The sequence below is a fragment of the Actinoplanes sp. NPDC048791 genome, assembly GCF_040650095.1.
Taxonomy (GTDB): Bacteria; Actinomycetota; Actinomycetes; order Mycobacteriales; family Micromonosporaceae; genus Actinoplanes.
This window is the reverse complement of record NZ_JBEZGQ010000058.1, coordinates 1-17,770: the sequence shown is the minus strand read 5'-3', so window position 1 is coordinate 17,770 and position 17,770 is coordinate 1. Positions and strand designations below refer to the sequence as shown.

Annotated in this window: 17 protein-coding genes and 1 pseudogene; 7 read left to right on the top strand and 11 right to left on the bottom strand. The window is 71.6% G+C overall.

Features of this window, described 5'->3' with window-relative positions; genetic code table 11:
• Positions 1-186: 186 nt before the first annotated feature.
• Entirely contained in the window at positions 187-753 is a 567-nt protein-coding gene (locus tag AB0C29_RS07350) for a hemerythrin domain-containing protein (RefSeq protein WP_360816508.1), read from the bottom strand.
• 118 nt (positions 754-871) lie between these two features.
• Between AB0C29_RS07350 and AB0C29_RS07345 the strand changes: the two genes are divergently transcribed.
• From AB0C29_RS07345 to AB0C29_RS07325, 5 genes are read left to right on the top strand one after another with little or no spacing between them, the layout of a single operon-like run.
• Positions 872-1,423: a pyridoxamine 5'-phosphate oxidase family protein gene (locus tag AB0C29_RS07345; protein ID WP_360816505.1), complete on the top strand. Its 552-nt coding sequence runs from the start codon at positions 872-874 to the stop codon at positions 1,421-1,423.
• A 54-nt stretch (positions 1,424-1,477) separates the two neighbouring features.
• Entirely contained in the window at positions 1,478-2,737 is a 1,260-nt protein-coding gene (locus AB0C29_RS07340; protein WP_360816502.1) for an MFS transporter, read from the top strand.
• A gap of 45 nt (positions 2,738-2,782) precedes the next feature.
• Positions 2,783-4,039, top strand: coding sequence for an MFS transporter (locus AB0C29_RS07335; protein WP_360816499.1), 1,257 nt, complete (start codon positions 2,783-2,785; stop codon positions 4,037-4,039).
• A 15-nt stretch (positions 4,040-4,054) separates the two neighbouring features.
• On the top strand, positions 4,055-4,924 hold the full coding sequence (locus AB0C29_RS07330; protein WP_360816496.1) for an SDR family NAD(P)-dependent oxidoreductase: 870 nt from the start codon (positions 4,055-4,057) through the stop codon (positions 4,922-4,924).
• Entirely contained in the window at positions 4,914-5,501 is a 588-nt protein-coding gene (locus AB0C29_RS07325) for a TetR family transcriptional regulator (RefSeq protein ID WP_360816493.1), read from the top strand. Before AB0C29_RS07330 ends, AB0C29_RS07325 begins: the two co-directional genes overlap by 11 nt.
• Before the next feature lie 6 nt (positions 5,502-5,507).
• Here AB0C29_RS07325 and lexA read toward each other — a convergent pair whose 3' ends face one another.
• On the bottom strand, positions 5,508-6,152 hold the full coding sequence (gene lexA, locus AB0C29_RS07320; protein WP_360816490.1) for a transcriptional repressor LexA: 645 nt from the start codon (positions 6,150-6,152) through the stop codon (positions 5,508-5,510).
• A 119-nt stretch (positions 6,153-6,271) separates the two neighbouring features.
• Between lexA and AB0C29_RS07315 the strand changes: the two genes are divergently transcribed.
• Positions 6,272-7,144 (top strand): hypothetical protein, encoded by an 873-nt coding sequence (locus AB0C29_RS07315; protein ID WP_360816488.1) that lies wholly within the window; start codon positions 6,272-6,274, stop codon positions 7,142-7,144.
• On the opposite strand, the gene AB0C29_RS07310 is transcribed toward AB0C29_RS07315, so the two are convergent.
• From AB0C29_RS07310 to AB0C29_RS07270, 9 genes are all read right to left on the bottom strand, one after another.
• The gene (locus tag AB0C29_RS07310) at positions 7,132-8,058 is read right to left on the bottom strand and encodes a hypothetical protein (protein ID WP_360816485.1); all 927 of its coding nucleotides are present in this window, start codon (positions 8,056-8,058) and stop codon (positions 7,132-7,134) included. The genes AB0C29_RS07315 and AB0C29_RS07310 overlap by 13 nt on opposite strands.
• A 116-nt stretch (positions 8,059-8,174) precedes the next feature.
• Positions 8,175-9,422 (bottom strand): formaldehyde dehydrogenase, glutathione-independent, encoded by a 1,248-nt coding sequence (fdhA, locus tag AB0C29_RS07305; protein ID WP_360816482.1) that lies wholly within the window; start codon positions 9,420-9,422, stop codon positions 8,175-8,177.
• Between the two features lie 78 nt (positions 9,423-9,500).
• A complete protein-coding gene (locus tag AB0C29_RS07300) occupies positions 9,501-10,946 on the bottom strand; it encodes a GGDEF domain-containing protein (protein WP_360816479.1) in 1,446 nt (481 codons plus the stop codon).
• An 82-nt stretch (positions 10,947-11,028) separates the two neighbouring features.
• Positions 11,029-12,237, bottom strand: a complete 1,209-nt coding sequence (gene manD / locus AB0C29_RS07295) for a D-mannonate dehydratase ManD (RefSeq protein ID WP_360816477.1) — start codon at positions 12,235-12,237, stop codon at positions 11,029-11,031.
• Between the two features lies 1 nt (position 12,238).
• The gene (locus AB0C29_RS07290) at positions 12,239-13,078 is read right to left on the bottom strand and encodes an ABC transporter permease subunit (RefSeq protein WP_360816474.1); all 840 of its coding nucleotides are present in this window, start codon (positions 13,076-13,078) and stop codon (positions 12,239-12,241) included.
• The gene (locus tag AB0C29_RS07285; RefSeq protein ID WP_360816471.1) at positions 13,078-13,986 is read right to left on the bottom strand and encodes an ABC transporter permease; all 909 of its coding nucleotides are present in this window, start codon (positions 13,984-13,986) and stop codon (positions 13,078-13,080) included. Before AB0C29_RS07285 ends, AB0C29_RS07290 begins: the two co-directional genes overlap by 1 nt.
• Positions 13,983-15,092 (bottom strand): ABC transporter ATP-binding protein, encoded by a 1,110-nt coding sequence (locus AB0C29_RS07280; protein WP_360816468.1) that lies wholly within the window; start codon positions 15,090-15,092, stop codon positions 13,983-13,985. The genes AB0C29_RS07285 and AB0C29_RS07280 overlap by 4 nt, the downstream gene beginning before the upstream one ends.
• Positions 15,093-15,105: 13 nt before the next feature.
• Positions 15,106-16,320, bottom strand: coding sequence for an extracellular solute-binding protein (locus AB0C29_RS07275; protein WP_360816465.1), 1,215 nt, complete (start codon positions 16,318-16,320; stop codon positions 15,106-15,108).
• Positions 16,321-16,347: 27 nt separating this feature from the next.
• Positions 16,348-17,337 (bottom strand): LacI family DNA-binding transcriptional regulator, encoded by a 990-nt coding sequence (locus AB0C29_RS07270; protein WP_360816462.1) that lies wholly within the window; start codon positions 17,335-17,337, stop codon positions 16,348-16,350.
• 242 nt (positions 17,338-17,579) lie between these two features.
• On the opposite strand from AB0C29_RS07270, the pseudogene AB0C29_RS07265 reads away from it, so the two are divergent.
• A pseudogene (locus AB0C29_RS07265) lies at positions 17,580-17,770 on the top strand (hypothetical protein); the annotation flags it as partial.

Below are 17,770 nucleotides of genomic sequence, written 5' to 3'. Positions count from 1 at the left end.
CAGCGGCCGTCGCCGCCGGCCTGCGCCACCGCGACCGGGCCGAGCTGATCACCGACGTCCTCGCCTATGAACGCGCCGAGGGGCTGGACCGGCCGCGCCGGGCCGGCCTCAGCCCCGAACGGGAACGTGCCCTGCTCGCGGACTTCGCGGCGGCGTCACCGCTGCCCTGACGCCGCCGCCGGTCGCTCAGTCGGTGTTGCGGCCGGTCAGCTTGTCCCGGAGCCGGTCGACCAGGCCCACGCCGGGGCCGACGAGCTTGTGGAACAGCTGATTGTTGGGCGCGGCGGGGTGCGGCCGGGTGGGCGCGAGCTTCTTGGCCGTCTCCACCTTGCCGGCCAGCTCGGTGAGCTCGTCGCGCGGGATGCGGCGCCGCAGCTCGGGGAACTGCTCGGTCTCCTCGTCCTGGACATGGTCGGCCAGCAGGGCATCGAGCTCCTGGAGCGCCGCATTGAACTCGGCACTCGAGGCGTCAGCCCCTTCGAGCTTCTTCAGGGCGCGTTCGATCTCCTTGTGCTCCTCGACGTCGTGCTCGACGGCCTGGTCGCCGTCGGGCAGGTGCTTGCGCATGGCCGGGTAGACGTACATCTCCTCGGCGACGGCGTGGCGCACGAGCTCGCTGATGGCGGTGTCGGCCAGGTCGCGCCGCCGCTCCGGATCGGTCGTGGACCGGATCTCGGCGAGCAGGGCGGTGACCTCGCGGTGGTCGCTGGTCAGGACGTCGACGACGTCGCCGGTGGTCGGGCTGCTGGTCATGATTCCTCCGCGGGCACTGGGCGTGGTTGCGCCTGCCGCCTACCCCGGATGCCGGCGGTTACTCCCGCTCTTCGGGCCGGGGAAGCGGGCGGGCCGGCGGCTGGGGCAGCATGGCGGCATGAAGGTGCATGACAACATCGACAGCCGGCTGCGGGAGTTCATCGTCAGCCAGCCCATGTTCTTCGTGGCCACCGCGCCGACCGGTGCCGACGGCCACGTCAACGTCTCGCCGAAGGGGATGGCCGGCACCTTCTCGGTGCTCGGCGAGCTGCGGGTGGCGTACCTGGACTTCCACGGCAGCGGGGCCGAGACCACCGCGCACCTGCGGGAGAACGGCCGGATCACACTGATGTTCTGCGCGTTCGACGGCAAACCCAACATCGTGCGCCTGTACGGCACCGGCCGCGTCGTGACGGCCACCGACCCGGGGTACGCGGAGCTGCTGGCCTCGTTCGCCGCCCCGCCGGACCTGCACGGACTGCGGTCCATCATCGACGTCGCCGTGCACCGGGTCAGCGACTCCTGCGGATACGCGGTGCCGCTGATGACGTACGAGGGTGACCGGGATCTGCTGACCCGCTGGAGCTCCCGGCGCAGCGACGAGGAGCTGGCCGAGTACCGCCGGCGCAAGAACAAGGCGAGCATCGACGGCCTGCCCGCCTTCGACTGAATTCGCTGTCCCGCCCGGCCCCCGGCGGTTAGGGTCGGGCGGCGAGGGATCACTGTGCCTTCTTCCGCTGTCTCTCGTCCGCTGTGGCGTGACTCCGACTTCCGCCGGCTCTGGGCCGGTCAGACCGCCTCCCAGCTGGGCGAGCACGCGAGCCTGGTGATTCTGCCGCTGTTCGCCGTCCTGACGCTGCACGCCGACGCCGGTCAGCTGGGCGTCCTGCGGGCGGTCGGGCAGGCACCGGTCTTCCTGCTGTCGCTGCTGGTCGGTGCGTGGGTGGACCGGTGGCGTACCCGTACCGTGATGGTGCTGGCCGACCTCGGCCGGGCGGTGGCCCTGGCCGGCGCGGTCCTGGCCGTGCTGCTGGGCGGGATCGGCCTGCCGATGCTGCTCGTGGTCGCCTTCACCGTCGGGGCGCTGTCGGTGTTCTTCGACCTGGCGTACCAGGCCTCCCTGGTGCGGCTGCTGCGACCTGACCAGCTCGGACAGGGCAACAGCCTGATCGAGGGCAGCCGGTCCGCGGCCCAGATCGGCGGCCCGGCCCTCGGCGGGACGCTGGTGTCGCTGCTGTCGGCGCCGATCGCTGTGGCGTCCAGCGCGGTGTTCTTCGTGCTGTCGTTCGGGTCCATCGTGCGGATCCGCCGCGTGGAGCCGGTTCCCGCGCGCACCGGGCCCGTTCCGCGGATCTGGCGGCAGATCCACGAGGGCCTGCGCTTCGTCGCCGGCGACGCGTTCCTGCGGACCGTGGGGCTCGCCGCGGCGGCGTACCAGTTCTTCTTCGCGGCCACGATGACCGCGTACCTGGTCTTCCTGCCGCGGGAGCTGCATCTGTCGGGCACTGCCATCGGGCTGGCCCTGGCGGCTACGGGGCCGGGCGCGCTGGTCGGCTCGCTGCTGGCCGCGCGGCTGCCGGGCCGATTCGGGTACGGCGTCGTGCTCGTGACCGCGGCGGTGATCGGCGACGGCGTGCTGCTGTGCGTACCGGCCCTGCACGGCCCGCCCGGGGTGACGGTCCCGCTGCTGGTGGCGATCAACTTTCTGTTCGGCACCTTCGGTCAGCTGATCAACGTGACCGTCATGGTGGTGCGGCAGGCCGTCACGCCGTACGGGATGCAGGGCCGCGCGGCCGCGACGATCAACTTCGCCGGGATGGGTCTGTTGCCGTTCGGCTCGCTGGCCGGCGGCTTCCTCGCTCAGGAGTGGGGCCTGCGTACCAGCCTGCTGGTGACGGCCGCGGGCATGCTGCTGTCCCCGCTGTTGATGGCGTTGTCGCCGATCGCCCGCCTCGGCCGCGACCTCCCCGCCCCGCGGGAGTGATATCCGGGTGCGGTCCGGCGGCGCCGGACGTAGGGTTCCCGGCTTGTGGGCAGAGCAGCGGAGATCCTGGTCCCGGCGCGCCTCGGTACGGGCTTCCGCTGGCTGATCGCGTCGTCCTGGTCGACGAACCTCGGCGACGGCATCGCCACCGCGGCCGGCCCCTTGCTGCTCGCCTCGCTGACCCACGACCCGTTCCTGATCTCGCTGGCCGCCATGCTGCGCTGGGCCCCTCCGCTGGTGTTCGGCCTCTACGCGGGTGTGCTGGCCGACCGCCACGACCGCCGCCGGGTGGTGATCGCGGCGAACCTCGCCCGGGTCGCGGTGCTCGCCGTGCTGACCGTCACGCTGGCCACCGGGACCATCTCGGTCGCCGGGGCGCTGGTGGCGCTGGGCCTGCTCGCCACCGCGGAGGTGTTCGCCGACAACACCGTGACGACGCTGACGCCGATGCTGGTGCACCGCGACGATCTCGCCCTGGCCAACTCCCGGCTGCAGACCGGGCTGCTCACCCTGGACCAGCTGATCGGCCCGTCGATCGGGGCGGCGCTGTTCGCCGCCGGGGTGGGCTGGCCGTTCGCCGCCGAGCTCGTCCTGGTCACCGCGGGCGTGCTCCTGGTCTCGAAGGTCGTGCTGCCGTCCCACGGCCGCTCCACGGGCCGGAGTCGTGGGGACGTGCGCCGCGACATCGCCGAGGGCTTCCGGTGGGTGCGGCACAACCCGGCGGTGCGCACGCTGGTGCTGACCATCATGATCTTCAACGTCACCTTCGGTGCCGCCTGGTCGGTGCTGGTCCTGTACGCGACCGAGCGGCTCGGCCTCGGCGCGATCGGCTTCGGTGCGCTCACCACGGTCATGGCCCTGGGTGGCCTCGTCGGCACAGGGATCTACGGCCCGCTCACCCGCCGCGTGAGCCTGGGCAACGTCATGCGCGCGGGACTCATCCTCGAGACGCTCACCCACCTGGCCCTCGCCCTGACCACCTCGGCGCCCGTCGCGTTGCTGATCTTCTTCGTCTTCGGCGCGCACGCGTTCATCTGGCACACGACCTCGATCACCATCCGCCAGCGGGCCGTCCCGGCACACCTGCAGGGCCGCGTCACCAGCGTCAACACCATCGGCCTGTACGGCGGGCTGGTGGTCGGCTCGGCCATCGGCGGCACCCTGGCCACCCACTACGGCGTGACGGCGCCGTTCTGGTTCGCCTTTGCCGGCTCGGCGGTCTTCGTGCTGCTCCTCTGGCGGGAGACCAGCCGCATCGCGCACACCGATGACGCGCAACACAATGACAGTCCTATCAAATGACAGTACTGTCAAAATATGACGACCCCTACCGCGGTGCTCACCGGCGCCACCAGCGGGCTCGGTGAGCTGGCGGCGATCGAGCTGGCCCGGCGCGGGTTCGCGCTGGTCCTGATCGCCCGCAGCAGCGCCCGCGCCGCAGCCACCCGCGCCCGGATCGACAGCGCCGCCCCCGGCACCGTCGTCGACGTCGTCGCGGCCGATCTCGCCGACCTCGATCAGGTCCGCCGGGCCGGTGCCGACATCGCCCGCCGGCATCCGCGGATCGACGTGCTGATCAACAACGCCGGGCTGCACGCCTTCTCGGCGCGGACCACGCCGGCCGGTCTCCCCGAGATGGTGACCGTCAACTATCTGGCCCCCTGGGTCCTGACCGAGGCGCTGCGCACGACGCTGATCGCTGCCGCGCCGGCCCGGATCGTCACGGTCGCCTCCGAGGCGTCCCGCCGGCACGGCACCCTCGACCTGCCCGCCGACCTGACCGACACCGCCCCGTTCAACGCCCGGGAGTCCTCCCTCAGGTACGGCCGCACCAAGCTGCTCGACATCATGTTCAGCAACGAGCTGGCCCGCCGCCTGGCCGGGACGGGCGTGACGGCCAACGCGCTCGACCCCGGCTTCAACGTGACCGGCCTCGGCCGCGAGGTGCGCTTCGCGGGCGCGATCGAGCGGGTCCTGAAGACCCTGCGGGTGGGTGATCCCCGGCGCGGCACGGCCGGCATCGTCCGCCTGGCCACGGATCCGGCCCTCGCCGGCCGGACCGGCGGCTATTACTCCGCCAAGACGGGAAAGGCCCTCACAGCCGTCGCGCCGGCCGGTGACGCCGCCGCCGAGCGCGAGCTGTGGAAGCACACCGCCGAGCTGGTGGGCAGCCCCGATGCCGGCTGAGCCCGGCCGTCCGGGCCTGCGGGAGCGCAAGAAGGCGCAGATCCGGGACCGGATCCGCACCGAGGGTCTGCGGCTCTTCGCGGAGCAGGGGTACGCGGCGACGACCACCGACCAGATCGCCGCGGCCGCCGACGTCTCGCCGAGCACGTTCTTCCGCTACTTCGCCGGCAAGGAACGCGTGGTCCTGGCCGACGACCTCGAAGCGATCATGCTGGCCGCCCTGGCCGAGCAGCCCGGCCACCTGCCCCCGCTCACCGCGTTCCGCCGGGCCGTCGACGCCGGCCTGGCCCGCGTCGGCAACGAGGAGGAAGAGCAACGGCGCCGGCTCGTCGACACGGTGCCCGAGCTGCGTCAGGCGCAGCTCGACGAACTGGCCCGCGTCGTCACCGTGCTGGCCGAAGCGCTCGTCGCCCGGCTGCGACCCGGCCCGGACGACTTCGAGGCGCGGGTCTTCACCGGTGCGCTGACCGGGGCGATCCTCGCCGCGATCCGGGCCGGAGGGACCGGCAGCGCGGCTGTCACGCGCGCGGTCGGTTATTTGGAGACCGGCTTCCCCCTCGCCGGCCGGGCATCCTGAGACCGGTCAGACCCGGCGCAGCACCGAGACCACTTTGCCCAGCACGACCGCGTGGTCGCCGTCGATGGCCTCGTACGCCGGGTTGCGGGGCTCCAGCAGCACGTGACCGCCCCGGCGGCGGAAGACCTTGACGGTGGCCTCCTCGTCGATCATCGCGGCGACGATGTCCCCGTTGTAGGCCTCGCTCTGGCGCCGCACCACCACGATGTCCCCGTCGCAGATCGCCGCGTCGATCATCGAGTCGCCCCGTACCCGGAGGCAGTAGAGCTCGCCCCGGCCGACCAGCTCGCGCGGCAGCGTCAGGGTCTCGTCGAGGGTCTCCTCGGCCAGGATCGGGCTGCCGGCGGCGATGGACCCGACCAGCGGGAGGGTCACCGTCGTCGCGTCGCCCTCGGCCCGGGCCGGCGGCTCCAGGAACATGCGGACGTCGATCGGGCGGGTCGTGGCGCCACCCCGGCGCAGGAAGTCACGTTCCTCCAGGATGCGCAGGTGGCGGCTGACCGACGACGTCGAGGCCAGCCCCACCGCGTCGGCGATTTCGCGGGTGGACGGCGAGTAGCCGTACCGGGTCGCCCAGTCCCGGATGACGGACAGGATCGCCCGCTGCCGGTCAGTGAGCGTGGATGTGTCGAGGTCCTCAGCCAGTAGCACCTCACGATCTTGACCTATCCGTCTCGCCGGGGGCCGTCCGGCACGCCCATCTGGCCGTCCGGGGCTGGTGAACAGCGGGGTAGGGTCGGTGCGGGCCCGAGGGACCACGGAGGTGGATCATGGTGCGGGTGACCCGTCGACTCGCCCTCTGGCAGGCAGATCTCGACGGCGGCGTCTGCGCCGCCCCCGAGGAATGCGTCGAGACCTTGCAGGACCGCGCGGCCATCCCGCTCGTGCTCGAGCACCGCGAGCACGGTGTGACGCCCGCCCGGCAGGTTTTCGAGACCGCCCTGCGCCAGGACGTCGAATGGCAGTTCGGCGACATCGTCTGGCCGGCCGACCTGCGCCCCGGCGTGCTCGTCACCGTGTCGTGGCAGTCCGCCAAGGACGAGATCGTGGTGCGGACGGCTCCGCTGGAAGAGCCGATGCGGGTCGACGGCGTGAACTACTACCACGAGTACGACCCCCGGGTCGTCACCCGCGAGTTCGACGCCGGCAGATCCAACCGGGGCCAGGTGCTGCACGCCGTACGCAAACTCGGCCGCGTCTTCACCGACGGCAGCGCGGTTCTCGCCGAGTCGGGACTGGCCGCGCACTGCGGGCTGGGCCGGGGCGCCAAGGGCACGTTCCTGCTGCGAAACGCCGTCGATCAGCTGATCCGCGAGGGCTACCTGACCCGGGTGCCGGGTAGCGTCGACAAGGCGGGCTATCCGTCCTATCCCGCCGTCGAGGGCCAGAAGCCGGCCGAGATGCTGTTCTACGCGCCGCTGGTCGAGCCGGCGCCGTACCCGGGTGACCCGGACTTCGACGAGGGCGAGGGAGCCGACCGCCGCGACCACTGGGTCAACGGCTTCGTCCGCAAACTCCCGCCGGGCGCGCAGCCCTCGGAGAAGCAGGTGACGTTGCACGAGAAGGCGGTCGAGAGCGAGCAGGTGCCGGCCAGCCCGCTCGCTCCCGGCTACACCTTCGTGAAGAAGCATCACCGCACCTGAGCCCGGGCGCTCCGCTTGTGGATCCACCACAGGGCCAGCGTGGCGGCGAGGGCGCCGATGGTCAGGTCATAGCGACCGCCGAGCCCGACCACGGTGTCCAGCATGAGGAAGAACGCGAGGATCCCGGTGACGACCCACAGTCCGTCACCCGTCGTCAGGCGGCGGATCAGCAGGACGGCCAGCGCTATCGGGAGCAGGGCGGCAGCCGTGCCGAGCGGCCAGCTGACGCCGGTCGACGGGACGGTGTAGACGAGCACGAAGTGGGTCGCCGTCGCGGTGAACGCGATGAGGCCGAGGAGACGGGGTCGGGGCGTACGGGAGACCGGAGCCGGCCGCCGGGGAAGGCGTGGTGTCAGGAACGCGCACCCGATGAGAAGGACGCACAGGCCGCCGGCGGCGAGCAGCTGACCGGCCGGCACCCGGGCGAAGTCGGCGTAGGTCAGCACCGGAACGGCCAGCAGGGCCAGCCCGGCGACGGCCAGGCCGGGGCGACCGGCCCACGGGCGTTGCCGGGAAGCGGGGAAGACCTGTTCGACGAGCAGGACCGACGAGCAGATGCTGACCGCGATGTGGAAGGCGGTCAGATGCGCGGCGATCAGCAGGTTGGTGTGCCAGACCTCGCTGTAGGAGCCGACACCCACGCTGTCCCAGTACCGCGGATCGAACCAGAAGCGGTCGACCAGCGCCTCCTCGTAGACGGCGTACGCGGCGGCCAGCAGGCCCAGACCGGGCAGGCCCAGCCGGTAGCGGTAGGTGAGCTCGCGGCAGATGAGCGCGCCGCAGCCGTACAGCGCGATCATCACCGGTAGTCGCCACGGCTGGATCAGGTCGAGCGGCGGCGTCGCCGTCGACAGTGTCTCGCCGAGAAACGGAGCCGTCAGCAGCAGCGCGAGAGCGGGTTTGCGGGCGTTCACACCTACCAGCGGACCATCGCCGGCGGGATCCCGGCTGCCGACTTCCGGCTACGACTGCCGGCCACAAGTCGGGAGCGGGCGGGCCTCCTGGCCCGCTCGCTCCCGGTGCCCCGCGGTCAGTTGGCCCGGCTGCTGATCGTGCCGTGCGGGTCGAGGACGTACTTGCGGGCCGCGCCCTGGTCGAATTCCTGGTAGCCGCGCGGGGCCTGGTCCAGGGGGATCGCGGTGGCGTTCACGTTCTTCGCGATCTGCACCCGGTCGTGCAGGATCGCCATCATCAGTTCGTGGTTGTACTTCATCACCGGGCATTGGCCGGTGACGAACGAGTGCGACTTGGCCCAGCCCAGCCCGAGCCGGATCGACAGCGAGCCGTGCTTCGCCGCGTCGTCGACGCCGCCCGGGTCGCCGGTGACGTAGAGGCCCGGGACGCCGATCGCCCCGCCCGCCCGGGTGAGGTCCATCAGCGAGTTCAGCACGGTGGCCGGCATCTCGGTCTGCGCGTTCTCGCCGTGTCCCCGCGCCTCGAAGCCCACCGCGTCCACGGCCGAGTCGACCAGTGGCTGGCCGATCGCCGGCGCGTCGCGGCCGAGGATCTGCTGCACCTGTTCCACCGGGTCGCCCTGGGACACGTCGACCGTCTCGCAGCCGAAGCTGCGGGCCTGGGCCAGGCGCTCGGTGTTGAGGTCGCCGACGATGACGACCGCCGCGCCCAGCAGGAACGCCGAGGTGGCGGCGGCCAGCCCGACCGGGCCCGCGCCGGCGATGTACACGGTCGACCCGGTGGTCACGCCGGCGCTGACGCACCCGTGGTAGCCGGTGGGGAAGATGTCGCTCAGCATGGCCAGGTCGAGGATCTTCTCCATCGCCTGGTCCCGGTCGGGGAACTTCAGCAGGTTCCAGTCGGCGTACGGCACCATCACGTACTCGGCCTGCCCGCCGACCCAGCCGCCCATGTCGACGTAGCCGTACGCCGAGCCGGGCCGGTCCGGGTTGACGTTGAGGCAGACGCCGGTCTTGCGTTCCTTGCAGTTGCGGCACCGGCCGCAGGAGATGTTGAACGGCACCGAGCAGATGTCGCCCACCTTGATGAACTCCACGTCCGAACCGGTGTCGACCACCTCGCCGGTGATCTCGTGCCCGAGCACCAGCCCTTCCGGTGCGGTGGTGCGTCCCCGGACCATGTGCTGGTCGCTGCCGCAGATGTTGGTGGCGACGGTCTTGAGGATCGCGCCGTGCGGTGTCCGGCGGCCGACGTTGGCCTTGTTGACCCCCGGACCGTCCTTCATCTCGTACGTCGGGTAGTCGCTCTCCCGGACCTCGACCTGCCCGGGACCCTGATAGACAACCGCTCTGTTGCCCGTCATGTTGTGCTCCGTTCCTGCTCGCCCTCGCCTGTGGGCCGGACCTCCCATGCTTCTCGCGTCGTAGGTCAAAAAGAACCATCAATATGTACGAGACATGCCGATAGTCGCATCAGGCGCATACGTGGCGCCCTTCTCCCGGTACATGGTCGCGTCGGCCGCGGCCAGCAGGGTGTCCGACGTGGGGTGCTCGAGCTCCGCCGCCGAGGCGTGCCCGACGCTGACCCCGATCCGCAGGTCGTGGCCGTCGTGGTGCAACGGGGCCGCGACGGCGTTGCGGAGACGTTCGGTGACGGCGGCGACGTCGTCGACCGCGGCGGAGACCACCACGAACTCGTCGCCGCCCAGCCGGGCCACGGTGTCGGTGTCCCGTACCGTCGCGCGCAGCCGCCGGGCCACCTCGACGAGCACGAAGTCGCCGGCCGCGTGCCCGTACCGGTCGTTGACGGGTTTGAAGCCGTTGAGGTCGAGGAAGTGCACCACCGGGCCGTCGCCGGCCCGCTGCCGCAGCGCGGCGGTCAGCCGGACGTGCAGCTCCTGCCGGTTGACCAGCCCGGTGAGCTGGTCGTGGGTGGCCCGGTGGGCCAGCGCCGCGCGCACCTGCTCCTGCTCGCGGACCACCAGGGTGAACCGGATGAGCACGATGACGGTGAGCATGACCATGGCGCTGAGCATGGTGAGCCGCTGGATCACCTGGTCGCTGATCCGCACGTCGTTGATCGCCGGGAGGGCCAGCAGCGAGACGCCCAGGAACACCACCCGGGCCGGATGCAGGCGCTGGGTGTCGGCCTTGGGCGCACCGGCGTGGTCGTCCGCGTCGCGATGCCAGAGGGCCGCGGCGATCAGGCCGTTCCCGAGCAGCAGCAGACTGTCCAGCTGCGAGGTGTCGAAGTCGGGGAACACCAGCGTGGCCACCGAGATCGTCACGTCGCCGGCGAAGGTGAGGGCCAGGGCGGCGACCAGGTACCGGATGGAGCCGGTGCGCTCGCCGGGGGAGAGCACCACCAGCGCGCCCGCCGCGAACAGCAGCACGTCGCCGAACGGGTAGAAGGTGGTGAAGAGCACGGCGACCGACATCGTGTTGCCGGTGACCTCGGGCGCGACCATGAACTGCCAGAACAGCGCGGCCACCACGGTGGCCATGGCGAGCACGTCGAGGGCGGCCTCCCGCAGGCGGCCGGGAGCGCGGAGCCGGACCAGCATCACCATGCCGGCCGCCAGCAGCGGATAGCCGAGCACCCACAGCACGTCCGCCGCCGACACGTCGCCGAGCTCACCGAAGTGCCAGACCAGCAGCGCGTACAGCAGGTCACCGCCGAGCCAGACGGTCAGCGCGCCGGCCATCAGGGCGTGGGCGGTCCGGGCGCGGCCGGTCCGGCCGCGCACCCCGAGCCAGGCCAGGACCACCAGCAGGCCGAAGCCGATCGGGTACGTGACCTGCGCCGTCACCGACCCCGGCAGCAGCACCGTGGGCAGCCCGAAGAGCACAGCGAGCACGGGTACGGCACCGGCGGGCAGACGCTTCACAGAATTCTGATCGGCCGTGAGCCACGCGGGCAAAGCGCTGGACCAGGCAGGCCGGGGAGTGGTCCGGTTGCGATCCGGGCGCTCACCAGCTGTGCAGAGTGCCGTCCTCCAGGCGGTTCACCGGCAGGGAGGCCGCCCGGTACGGGTACCGCGCGGCGAGCTCTTCGTCGATGTCCACGCCCAGCCCCGGCTCCTCGGACGGGTGCAGGTAACCGTCGGCGAAGCGGTAGGTGTGCGGGAACACCGCGTCGGTCTCGGCGCTGTGCGGCATGTACTCCTGCAGCCCGAAGTTGGGGATGCTGAGGTCGAGGTGCAGCGCGGCGGCCAGGCAGACCGGCGACAGGTCGGTGGCGCCGTGCGAGCCGCTGCGCACGTGGTACAGGTCGGCCAGGTCGAAGATGCGGCGCAGGTGGGTGATCCCGCCGGCGTGCACGACGCTGGTCCGGATGTAGTCGATGAGCTGCTCGGTGATCAGCTGCCGGCAGTCCCAGATGCTGTTGAAGACCTCACCGACGGCCAGCGGGGTGGTGGTGTGCTGCCGGATCAACCGGTAGCCCTCCTGGAGCTCGGCCGGCACCGGGTCCTCCAGCCAGGTCAGCCCGTACGGCTCCAGCGCCCGGCCCAGCCCGGCGGCCTCGATCGGCGTCAGGCGGTGGTGGGCGTCGTGCAGCAGGCGCAGGTCGGGGCCGAACTCGGCGCGGACCCGCTCGAAGACGCCCGGGACGTGGGCCAGGTAACGCCGGGTCGACCACACCGCCTCCGTGGGCAGGGCGGACCCGGCCGGCTCGTAGTTGCGCGGGTCGGCGGTGACGCCGTACGTGCCGGTGAGGCCGGGCACCCCGGTCTGCACCCGGACCGCCCGGTAGCCCGCGCCGACGAGCCGGCCCACGTCGGTGAGCACGTCGTCGACGGTCTCGGCCGCGGCGTGGCCGTACACGGTGACGCCGTCGCGGCTGCGGCCGCCGAGCAACTGGTACACCGGCAGGCCGGCGACCTTGCCCTTGATGTCCCACAGCGCGGTGTCCACGGCGGCGATCGCGCTCATCGTCACCGGCCCCCGCCGCCAGTACGCCCCCTTGTACAGCAGCTGCCAGGTGTCCTCGATCCGCGCCGGGTCCCGCCCGAGCAGCAGCGGCACCACGTGCTCGGCGAGATAGGCGGCCATGGCCTGCTCGCGCCCGTTCAGCGTGGCGTCGCCGACCCCGGTCACGCCGGCGTCCGTCACCAGCTTCAGGGTCACGAAGTTGCGGCCGGGCGACGTCACGATCACCCGGGCCTCGGCGATGCGCATCTCAGTCCCCCTCGTCGCGGACCCGGGCGACTAGCTGGGTCGGGTTGACGAAGCGCAACGCCAGCACCAGCAGCACCAGCATCATCGACGTGTAGATCACCGCCATCGCGTCGATGGACTGCTGGGCCCGGATCCCGGCCGCCGACATCGAGTAGTACAGGGCGACGACCAGCGTCTGCGAGTCCGGCCCGGCGGTCAGGAAGGTCAGCTCGAACATGCCCACCGTGCGGACCAGCACCAGGATCGAGGCGGCCAGGATGCCGGGCACCAGCAGCGGCGCCAGGATGCGGGTGAAGACCTGCCGGGTGCCGGCGCCGCACATCCGCGCCGCCCGTTCCACGGCCGGGTCGATCTGCTCGATGAACGGCGTCATGGTCAGGATCACGAACGGCACCGACGGCACCAGGTTGGCCAGCACCACGCCGGAGAGGTTGCCGGCGAAGCCGTACTTGTAGAGCACGGTGGCCAGCGGGATGCCGTAGGTGATCGGCGGCATCAGGATCGGCAGCAGGAACAGCAGATAGAGCAGCCGGCGCCCGGGGAAGCTGCGGCGGGCCAGCACGTACGCGGCCGGCACGCCGATCAGCACCGAGATGCCGACCACCAGCGCCGACACCTCCAGGGTCACGATCAGCACCGGCAGCAGGGTGAATTCGTCCCAGGACTGGGCGTACCACTTCGGGGTCCAGCCCACCGGCAGCCAGGTGTCGAACCACTGGGTGCCGAACGAGCTCACCACCACCGAGCCGATGACCCCGGCCAGGAAGACGAAGAACGCCAGCACCACACCCCAGACGAGCCACGCCATCGGGGTGGCCACGATCTTTCGCCGGGCGGCCATCAGCCCTTACCCCCGGCCGTCGATCCGGTGTAGAGCAACGCCCGCCAGCCCAGGACCGCGGCGATGACCAGCAGCTCGACCACACCCATGAGCACGGCGACCGCGGACGCGAGCGGATAGTCGTAGCGCACGTACGCGGCGTCGTAGGCGGCGATCGACATCACCCGGGTCGTGCCGGACGGGTCACCGACCAGCACCGCCGACGGGAAGACGCTGAACGCCAGCACGAACGTCAGGCAGAACGTGGTGGCCAGCCCGGGCGCGAGCAGCGGCAGCGTGATCCGCCGGAAGCGCTGCCAGCGGCCGGCGCCGAGGGTGGCCGCAGCCCGTTCCAGGGTGGGGTCGATGCCCGACAGGTACGACAGCACCAGCAGGAAGGCGAACGGGAAACCGGTGATCACCAGCGAGAAGAAGACACCCCAGTAGTTGTTGGTGAGCCGCACCGGCGCGTCCACCAGGCCGGAGCTCAGCAGGGTCCGGTTGAACCAGCCGGTCGGGCCGAGGAAGTTGAGCAGGCCCTGGGCGGTGAGCACCGTGCCGAGGGTGATCGGCACGACCAGCAGGGTGGTCAGCAACCGCTTGCCGCGAAACCGGCCCCGCATCCGGTACGCGATGGGCACCGACGCCAGCACGTTCAGCAGCGCCGCCGGCAACGACAGCTGCAACGTGGTGAAAATCGTGTCCCGCAGGTACGCGTCCGTGAAGAACTCCCGGTACGCCCCCAGCGCCCCGCCTTCCGTCGGCTGGAAGGACAGGCCCACGCCGTACAGGAAGGGGTAGATGAAGAGAACGAGCACGAACAGCGCCGCCGGGATCAGCAGCAGCAACTGCCGGTCGATGCCGCGCTCGGCGAGGCGGTGCCGCAGCGCCGGCCGGGCCCCGCCCGAGGCGGCGTTGATCGCGGTCATCGCGGGTCCGCCGGGAAGACCAGCAGCCGCCGCGGCTCGACGGTGACGGTGATCCGGTCGCCGACCGCGGGCCGGTCGACGGCCCGCAGGTTCAGCGGGATGCCGCCGGCGGTCCGTGCCTCGACCGCCACCTCGCGGCCCTGATACTCCACGACCTCGACGACGGCCGGCACCCCCGTGCCGCCCGCCGGGCCGATCCGCAGATCCTCCGGCCGGATCCCGGCGATCACCTCGCTGCCCGGCGCCGGCTCACCGACCGGCGTGCCGGTCAGCTGCTGCCCCTCGATCTCCACGGTGATGCCCGTGCCCTGCCGCGCGCCGGCCCGGACCGGCAGCAGATTGCGGTATCCCATGAAGTCGGCGACGTGCCAGTTGGCCGGCTCGGTGTGCAGCTCCTCCGGCGTGCCGATCTGCTGCACCCGGCCCGCGCGCAGCACCACCAGCCGGTCGGCCAGCGACAGCGCCTCCTCCTGGTCGTGGGTGACGTAGACGGTGGTCAGCCCGAGCGACTGGTGCAGCCGGCGGATCTCGGTCCGCATCTCCAGCCGCAGCTTGGCGTCCAGATTGGACAGCGGTTCGTCCATCAGCACCAGGGACGGCTCCAGCACCACCGCGCGGGCGATCGCCACCCGCTGCTGCTGACCGCCGGAGAGCTGCCCGGGCAGCTTGCCGGCGTGCTCCTCCAGGTGCACCAGCCGCAGCGCCTCGTCGACCCGGCGGCGGATCTCGGCCCGCGGCACCCGGCGCATCTGCAGGCCGAACGCGATGTTCTTGCGGACCGGCAGGTGCGGGAAGAGCGCGTAGTTCTGGAACACCATGCCGAATCCGCGCCGTTCGGGGGGCAGCACGTCCAGGCGGGTCTCGTCCTGCCAGATGCTGCCGCGGGTCAGCGGCAACAGCCCGGCGAGGCAGTTCAGGGCCGTCGACTTGCCGCAGCCGGACGGGCCGAGCAGCGCGATGAACTCACCCCGCCGGATGGTCAGGTCGAGATCGGCCAGCGCCGCCTGCCCGCCGAAGCTGCGGCTGACCCCGTCCAGGCGCAGCGTCTCGAAGTGGCCCGGACGTGTTCCCGGGGTGCCCGTCCGGCTCGGCGCCGCGGCCGTCATGACGCCTGCCCGCTCACTTGGCCACCTTCGCGCCGCCGATCTCGCGGTCCCACCGATCGAAGGCGGCGACCAGTTGCTTGGAACCCAGCGGCACCTCGAGCGGGTTGCCCTCGATCAGGCTCGCGTACTCCGGGCGGCCGAACTCCTCGATCGCGGCCCGGCTGTCCGCCGGCGCCATCGCCAGGTCGACGTCCTTGACCGCCGGACCCGGGTAGAAGTAGCCCTTGTCGTACGCCTTGGCCTGCTGCTCCTTGGTGAGCATGTGGGCGAGCAGCAGCAGGATGGCCGACTGCTTGTCGGTCGACACGCCCTTGGGGACGACGGCGTAGTGCGCGTCGGTGACCCAGTGGAAGCCCTGCAGGGTGCCGATCGCCGCTTCCTTGGGCACGGTGCCCAGCACCCGCGGGTTGATGTCCCACCCGGTGGTCGACGCGATGATCTTGGCCGAGCCGTTGGCCAGGTTCTTCATCGTCTCGCCGGTGCTCGACGGGTAGAGCGTCACGTACTTGTTCAGCTCGGCCAGGTAGGCCCAGGTCTTGTCCCAGCCGCCGGTCGGGTCCTTGGGATCGGAATCGCCGAGCAGGTAGGGCAGGCCCATCAGGAAGGTACGGCCGGGGCCGGAGTTCGACGGCCGGGCGTACTGCACCGCGCCCGGGTTGGCCTTGGCGTAGGCCAGCAGCTCCGGCGCCGACTTCGGCGGGTTCGGCACCTTCGCCGGCAGGTACTCGATGAGCGGACCGGACGGGTAGTAGGTGACGGTCACCCCGGAATCGCCGGCCAGCTGCTGCATGGCCGCGGCTCCGGGCAGATACTGCTGTACGCCGGGCAGCCGGTCCCGGTACTTGGTCAGCAACGGGTTCCACAGGCCCTGCTCGATGCCCGCGGACAGCCCGTCCACGCCGGTCAGCACCAGGTCGATGTCGACCCGGTTGGCGTTCTGCTGGGCCTTGACCTTGCCGACCAGCTCGGGCGCCGGCGACTTGGAGTACGTCACCTTGCTGACCACGCCGGAGTTCTTGCTGACGAAGTCGTCGATCATGCCTTGGGTGAGCTGAAGGTTGCCGGCCACGTCCAGGATGTTGAGGGTCACCGCCTTGCCGGGCTTGGCGGGCACCTCCCCGTCGGTGTCCTGGGCGGAGCCGCCGGAGTCGGGGGCGCTGCACGCGGTCAGCAGCAGCAGGGCCGCGGTCGCGGCGGTGACAGCGCGTCTACGGGCGAGTGGTGGCATCGGAAGCCTTCCTCGAGGAGATGAGTCTCAGGCGCTCGGTGCGGGACCGGTGGAGCCCCGGACCATCAGTTGGGTGCCGAGCTCGCGGCGGGTGGTGCCGAACTTGTCCGGGTTCTGCAACAGGCCCAGCAACAGATCGACGCCGGCCCGGCCGCAGCTCTTCATGGGCAGGCCGACGGTGGTCAGCGAGGGGTGCACCATCGCGGACAGGGCGATGTCGTCGAAGCCGAGCACGCTGATCGCGGCGGGCACCGCGATCCCGCGCGCGTTCAGGCGGCTGAGCAGGCCCAGCGCGATGACGTCGTTGTAGGCGATGACGGCCGTGACCCCGGCGGCGAGCACCTGGTCGGCGGCGGCGACCCCGCCGTCGAACTGCGGTTGGACGGGACCGACCTCGACCAGCTCGGCCCCGGCCGCGGCGATGGCCGAGCGCAGGCCGCGCACCCGTTCCCGGTTGGACCAGGACGCGCGCGGCCCGGCGACGTACGCGATCCGCCGGTGCCCCAGGGCGGTGAGATGGGTGACGGCCTGCCGCATGCCGTCGACGTTGTCGAAGGTGATCGCCGGGAGGCGGCCGACGCGGCGGTTGAGCAGGACCACCGGGGTCAGCGCGGCCACGCCCCGGAGCTCCTGCTCGCTCATCCGCGGCGAGCACAGCACGATCCCGTCCACCTGTTTGGCGAGCGTACGGACCAGCTGGGCCTCCGCGGCCGGGTCCTCGTCGGTGTCGGCCAGGAAGACGGCGTAGTCGGCCTCGCGGGCCCGGGCCTGGATGCCCTTGACGACGCCCGGGAAGAACGGGTTGCCGAGGTCCGGCACGATGAGCCCGAGATTGCCGGTGCGGCCGGTGATGAGGCCGCGGGCGGCGCGGTTGGGGGAGTAGTCGAGCTCGGCGGCCGACCGCTGGACGCGTTCCCGGGTCTCGGCGCGCACCAGCTCCGGTGTCGAGAGGGCACGGCAGACGGTGGACGGCGACACCCCGGCCGCCCGGGCCACGTCCTTGATCGTCACCGCCATCGGTTGCCTCCGCATCGTCCGGGGACTGGAGTGCTGCGGAGAGTGTGAAATCCTTTGCGGAGCGTTGTCAATAGATGATCGTCGACGTTTCCCGACGCGGCTGAAATCGTTTGCGGCACGTTCCCGGCCGCCGCCCGGCGACGACAGCGCGTCCCACTCGGACGATGGCAATCCGGCGGCTCATTCGTTAAGGTCACTTCGATGGGTGGCCGCGACCCATCCGCACTTCGGGGGAAGGTGTCGTGAGGCTTTCAGCTCTTTCGGGCGTGCTGTGCGCAGCAGCCCTGGTCACCGCGTCGCTGTCCCTGCCCGTCGCCGCCACCGCGGCTCCCGCCGCCGCCAAGGCCGCCATCCCGTCGGCGCCGTGCGCATCCGGTGGCGTCACCGCGGCCGACCGGGCCGTCGCGCAGCGCCTGCGGCCGGCGATGACCGG

Excerpts from the sequence above, each read along its gene's own strand:
- AB0C29_RS07350 (WP_360816508.1), bottom strand. The coding sequence starts at position 753 with ATGACCAGCAGCCCGACCACCGGCGACGTCGTCGACGTCCTGACCAGC.
- AB0C29_RS07345 (WP_360816505.1), top strand. The coding sequence starts at position 872 with ATGAAGGTGCATGACAACATCGACAGCCGGCTGCGGGAGTTCATCGTC.
- AB0C29_RS07330 (WP_360816496.1), top strand. The coding sequence starts at position 4,055 with ATGACGACCCCTACCGCGGTGCTCACCGGCGCCACCAGCGGGCTCGGT.
- AB0C29_RS07325 (WP_360816493.1), top strand. The coding sequence starts at position 4,914 with ATGCCGGCTGAGCCCGGCCGTCCGGGCCTGCGGGAGCGCAAGAAGGCG.
- AB0C29_RS07315 (WP_360816488.1), top strand. The coding sequence starts at position 6,272 with ATGGTGCGGGTGACCCGTCGACTCGCCCTCTGGCAGGCAGATCTCGAC.
- fdhA (WP_360816482.1), bottom strand. The coding sequence starts at position 9,422 with ATGACGGGCAACAGAGCGGTTGTCTATCAGGGTCCCGGGCAGGTCGAG.
- manD (WP_360816477.1), bottom strand. The coding sequence starts at position 12,237 with ATGCGCATCGCCGAGGCCCGGGTGATCGTGACGTCGCCCGGCCGCAAC.
- AB0C29_RS07290 (WP_360816474.1), bottom strand. The coding sequence starts at position 13,078 with ATGGCCGCCCGGCGAAAGATCGTGGCCACCCCGATGGCGTGGCTCGTC.
- AB0C29_RS07285 (WP_360816471.1), bottom strand. The coding sequence starts at position 13,986 with ATGACCGCGATCAACGCCGCCTCGGGCGGGGCCCGGCCGGCGCTGCGG.
- AB0C29_RS07280 (WP_360816468.1), bottom strand. The coding sequence starts at position 15,092 with ATGACGGCCGCGGCGCCGAGCCGGACGGGCACCCCGGGAACACGTCCG.
- AB0C29_RS07275 (WP_360816465.1), bottom strand. The coding sequence starts at position 16,320 with ATGCCACCACTCGCCCGTAGACGCGCTGTCACCGCCGCGACCGCGGCC.
- AB0C29_RS07270 (WP_360816462.1), bottom strand. The coding sequence starts at position 17,337 with ATGGCGGTGACGATCAAGGACGTGGCCCGGGCGGCCGGGGTGTCGCCG.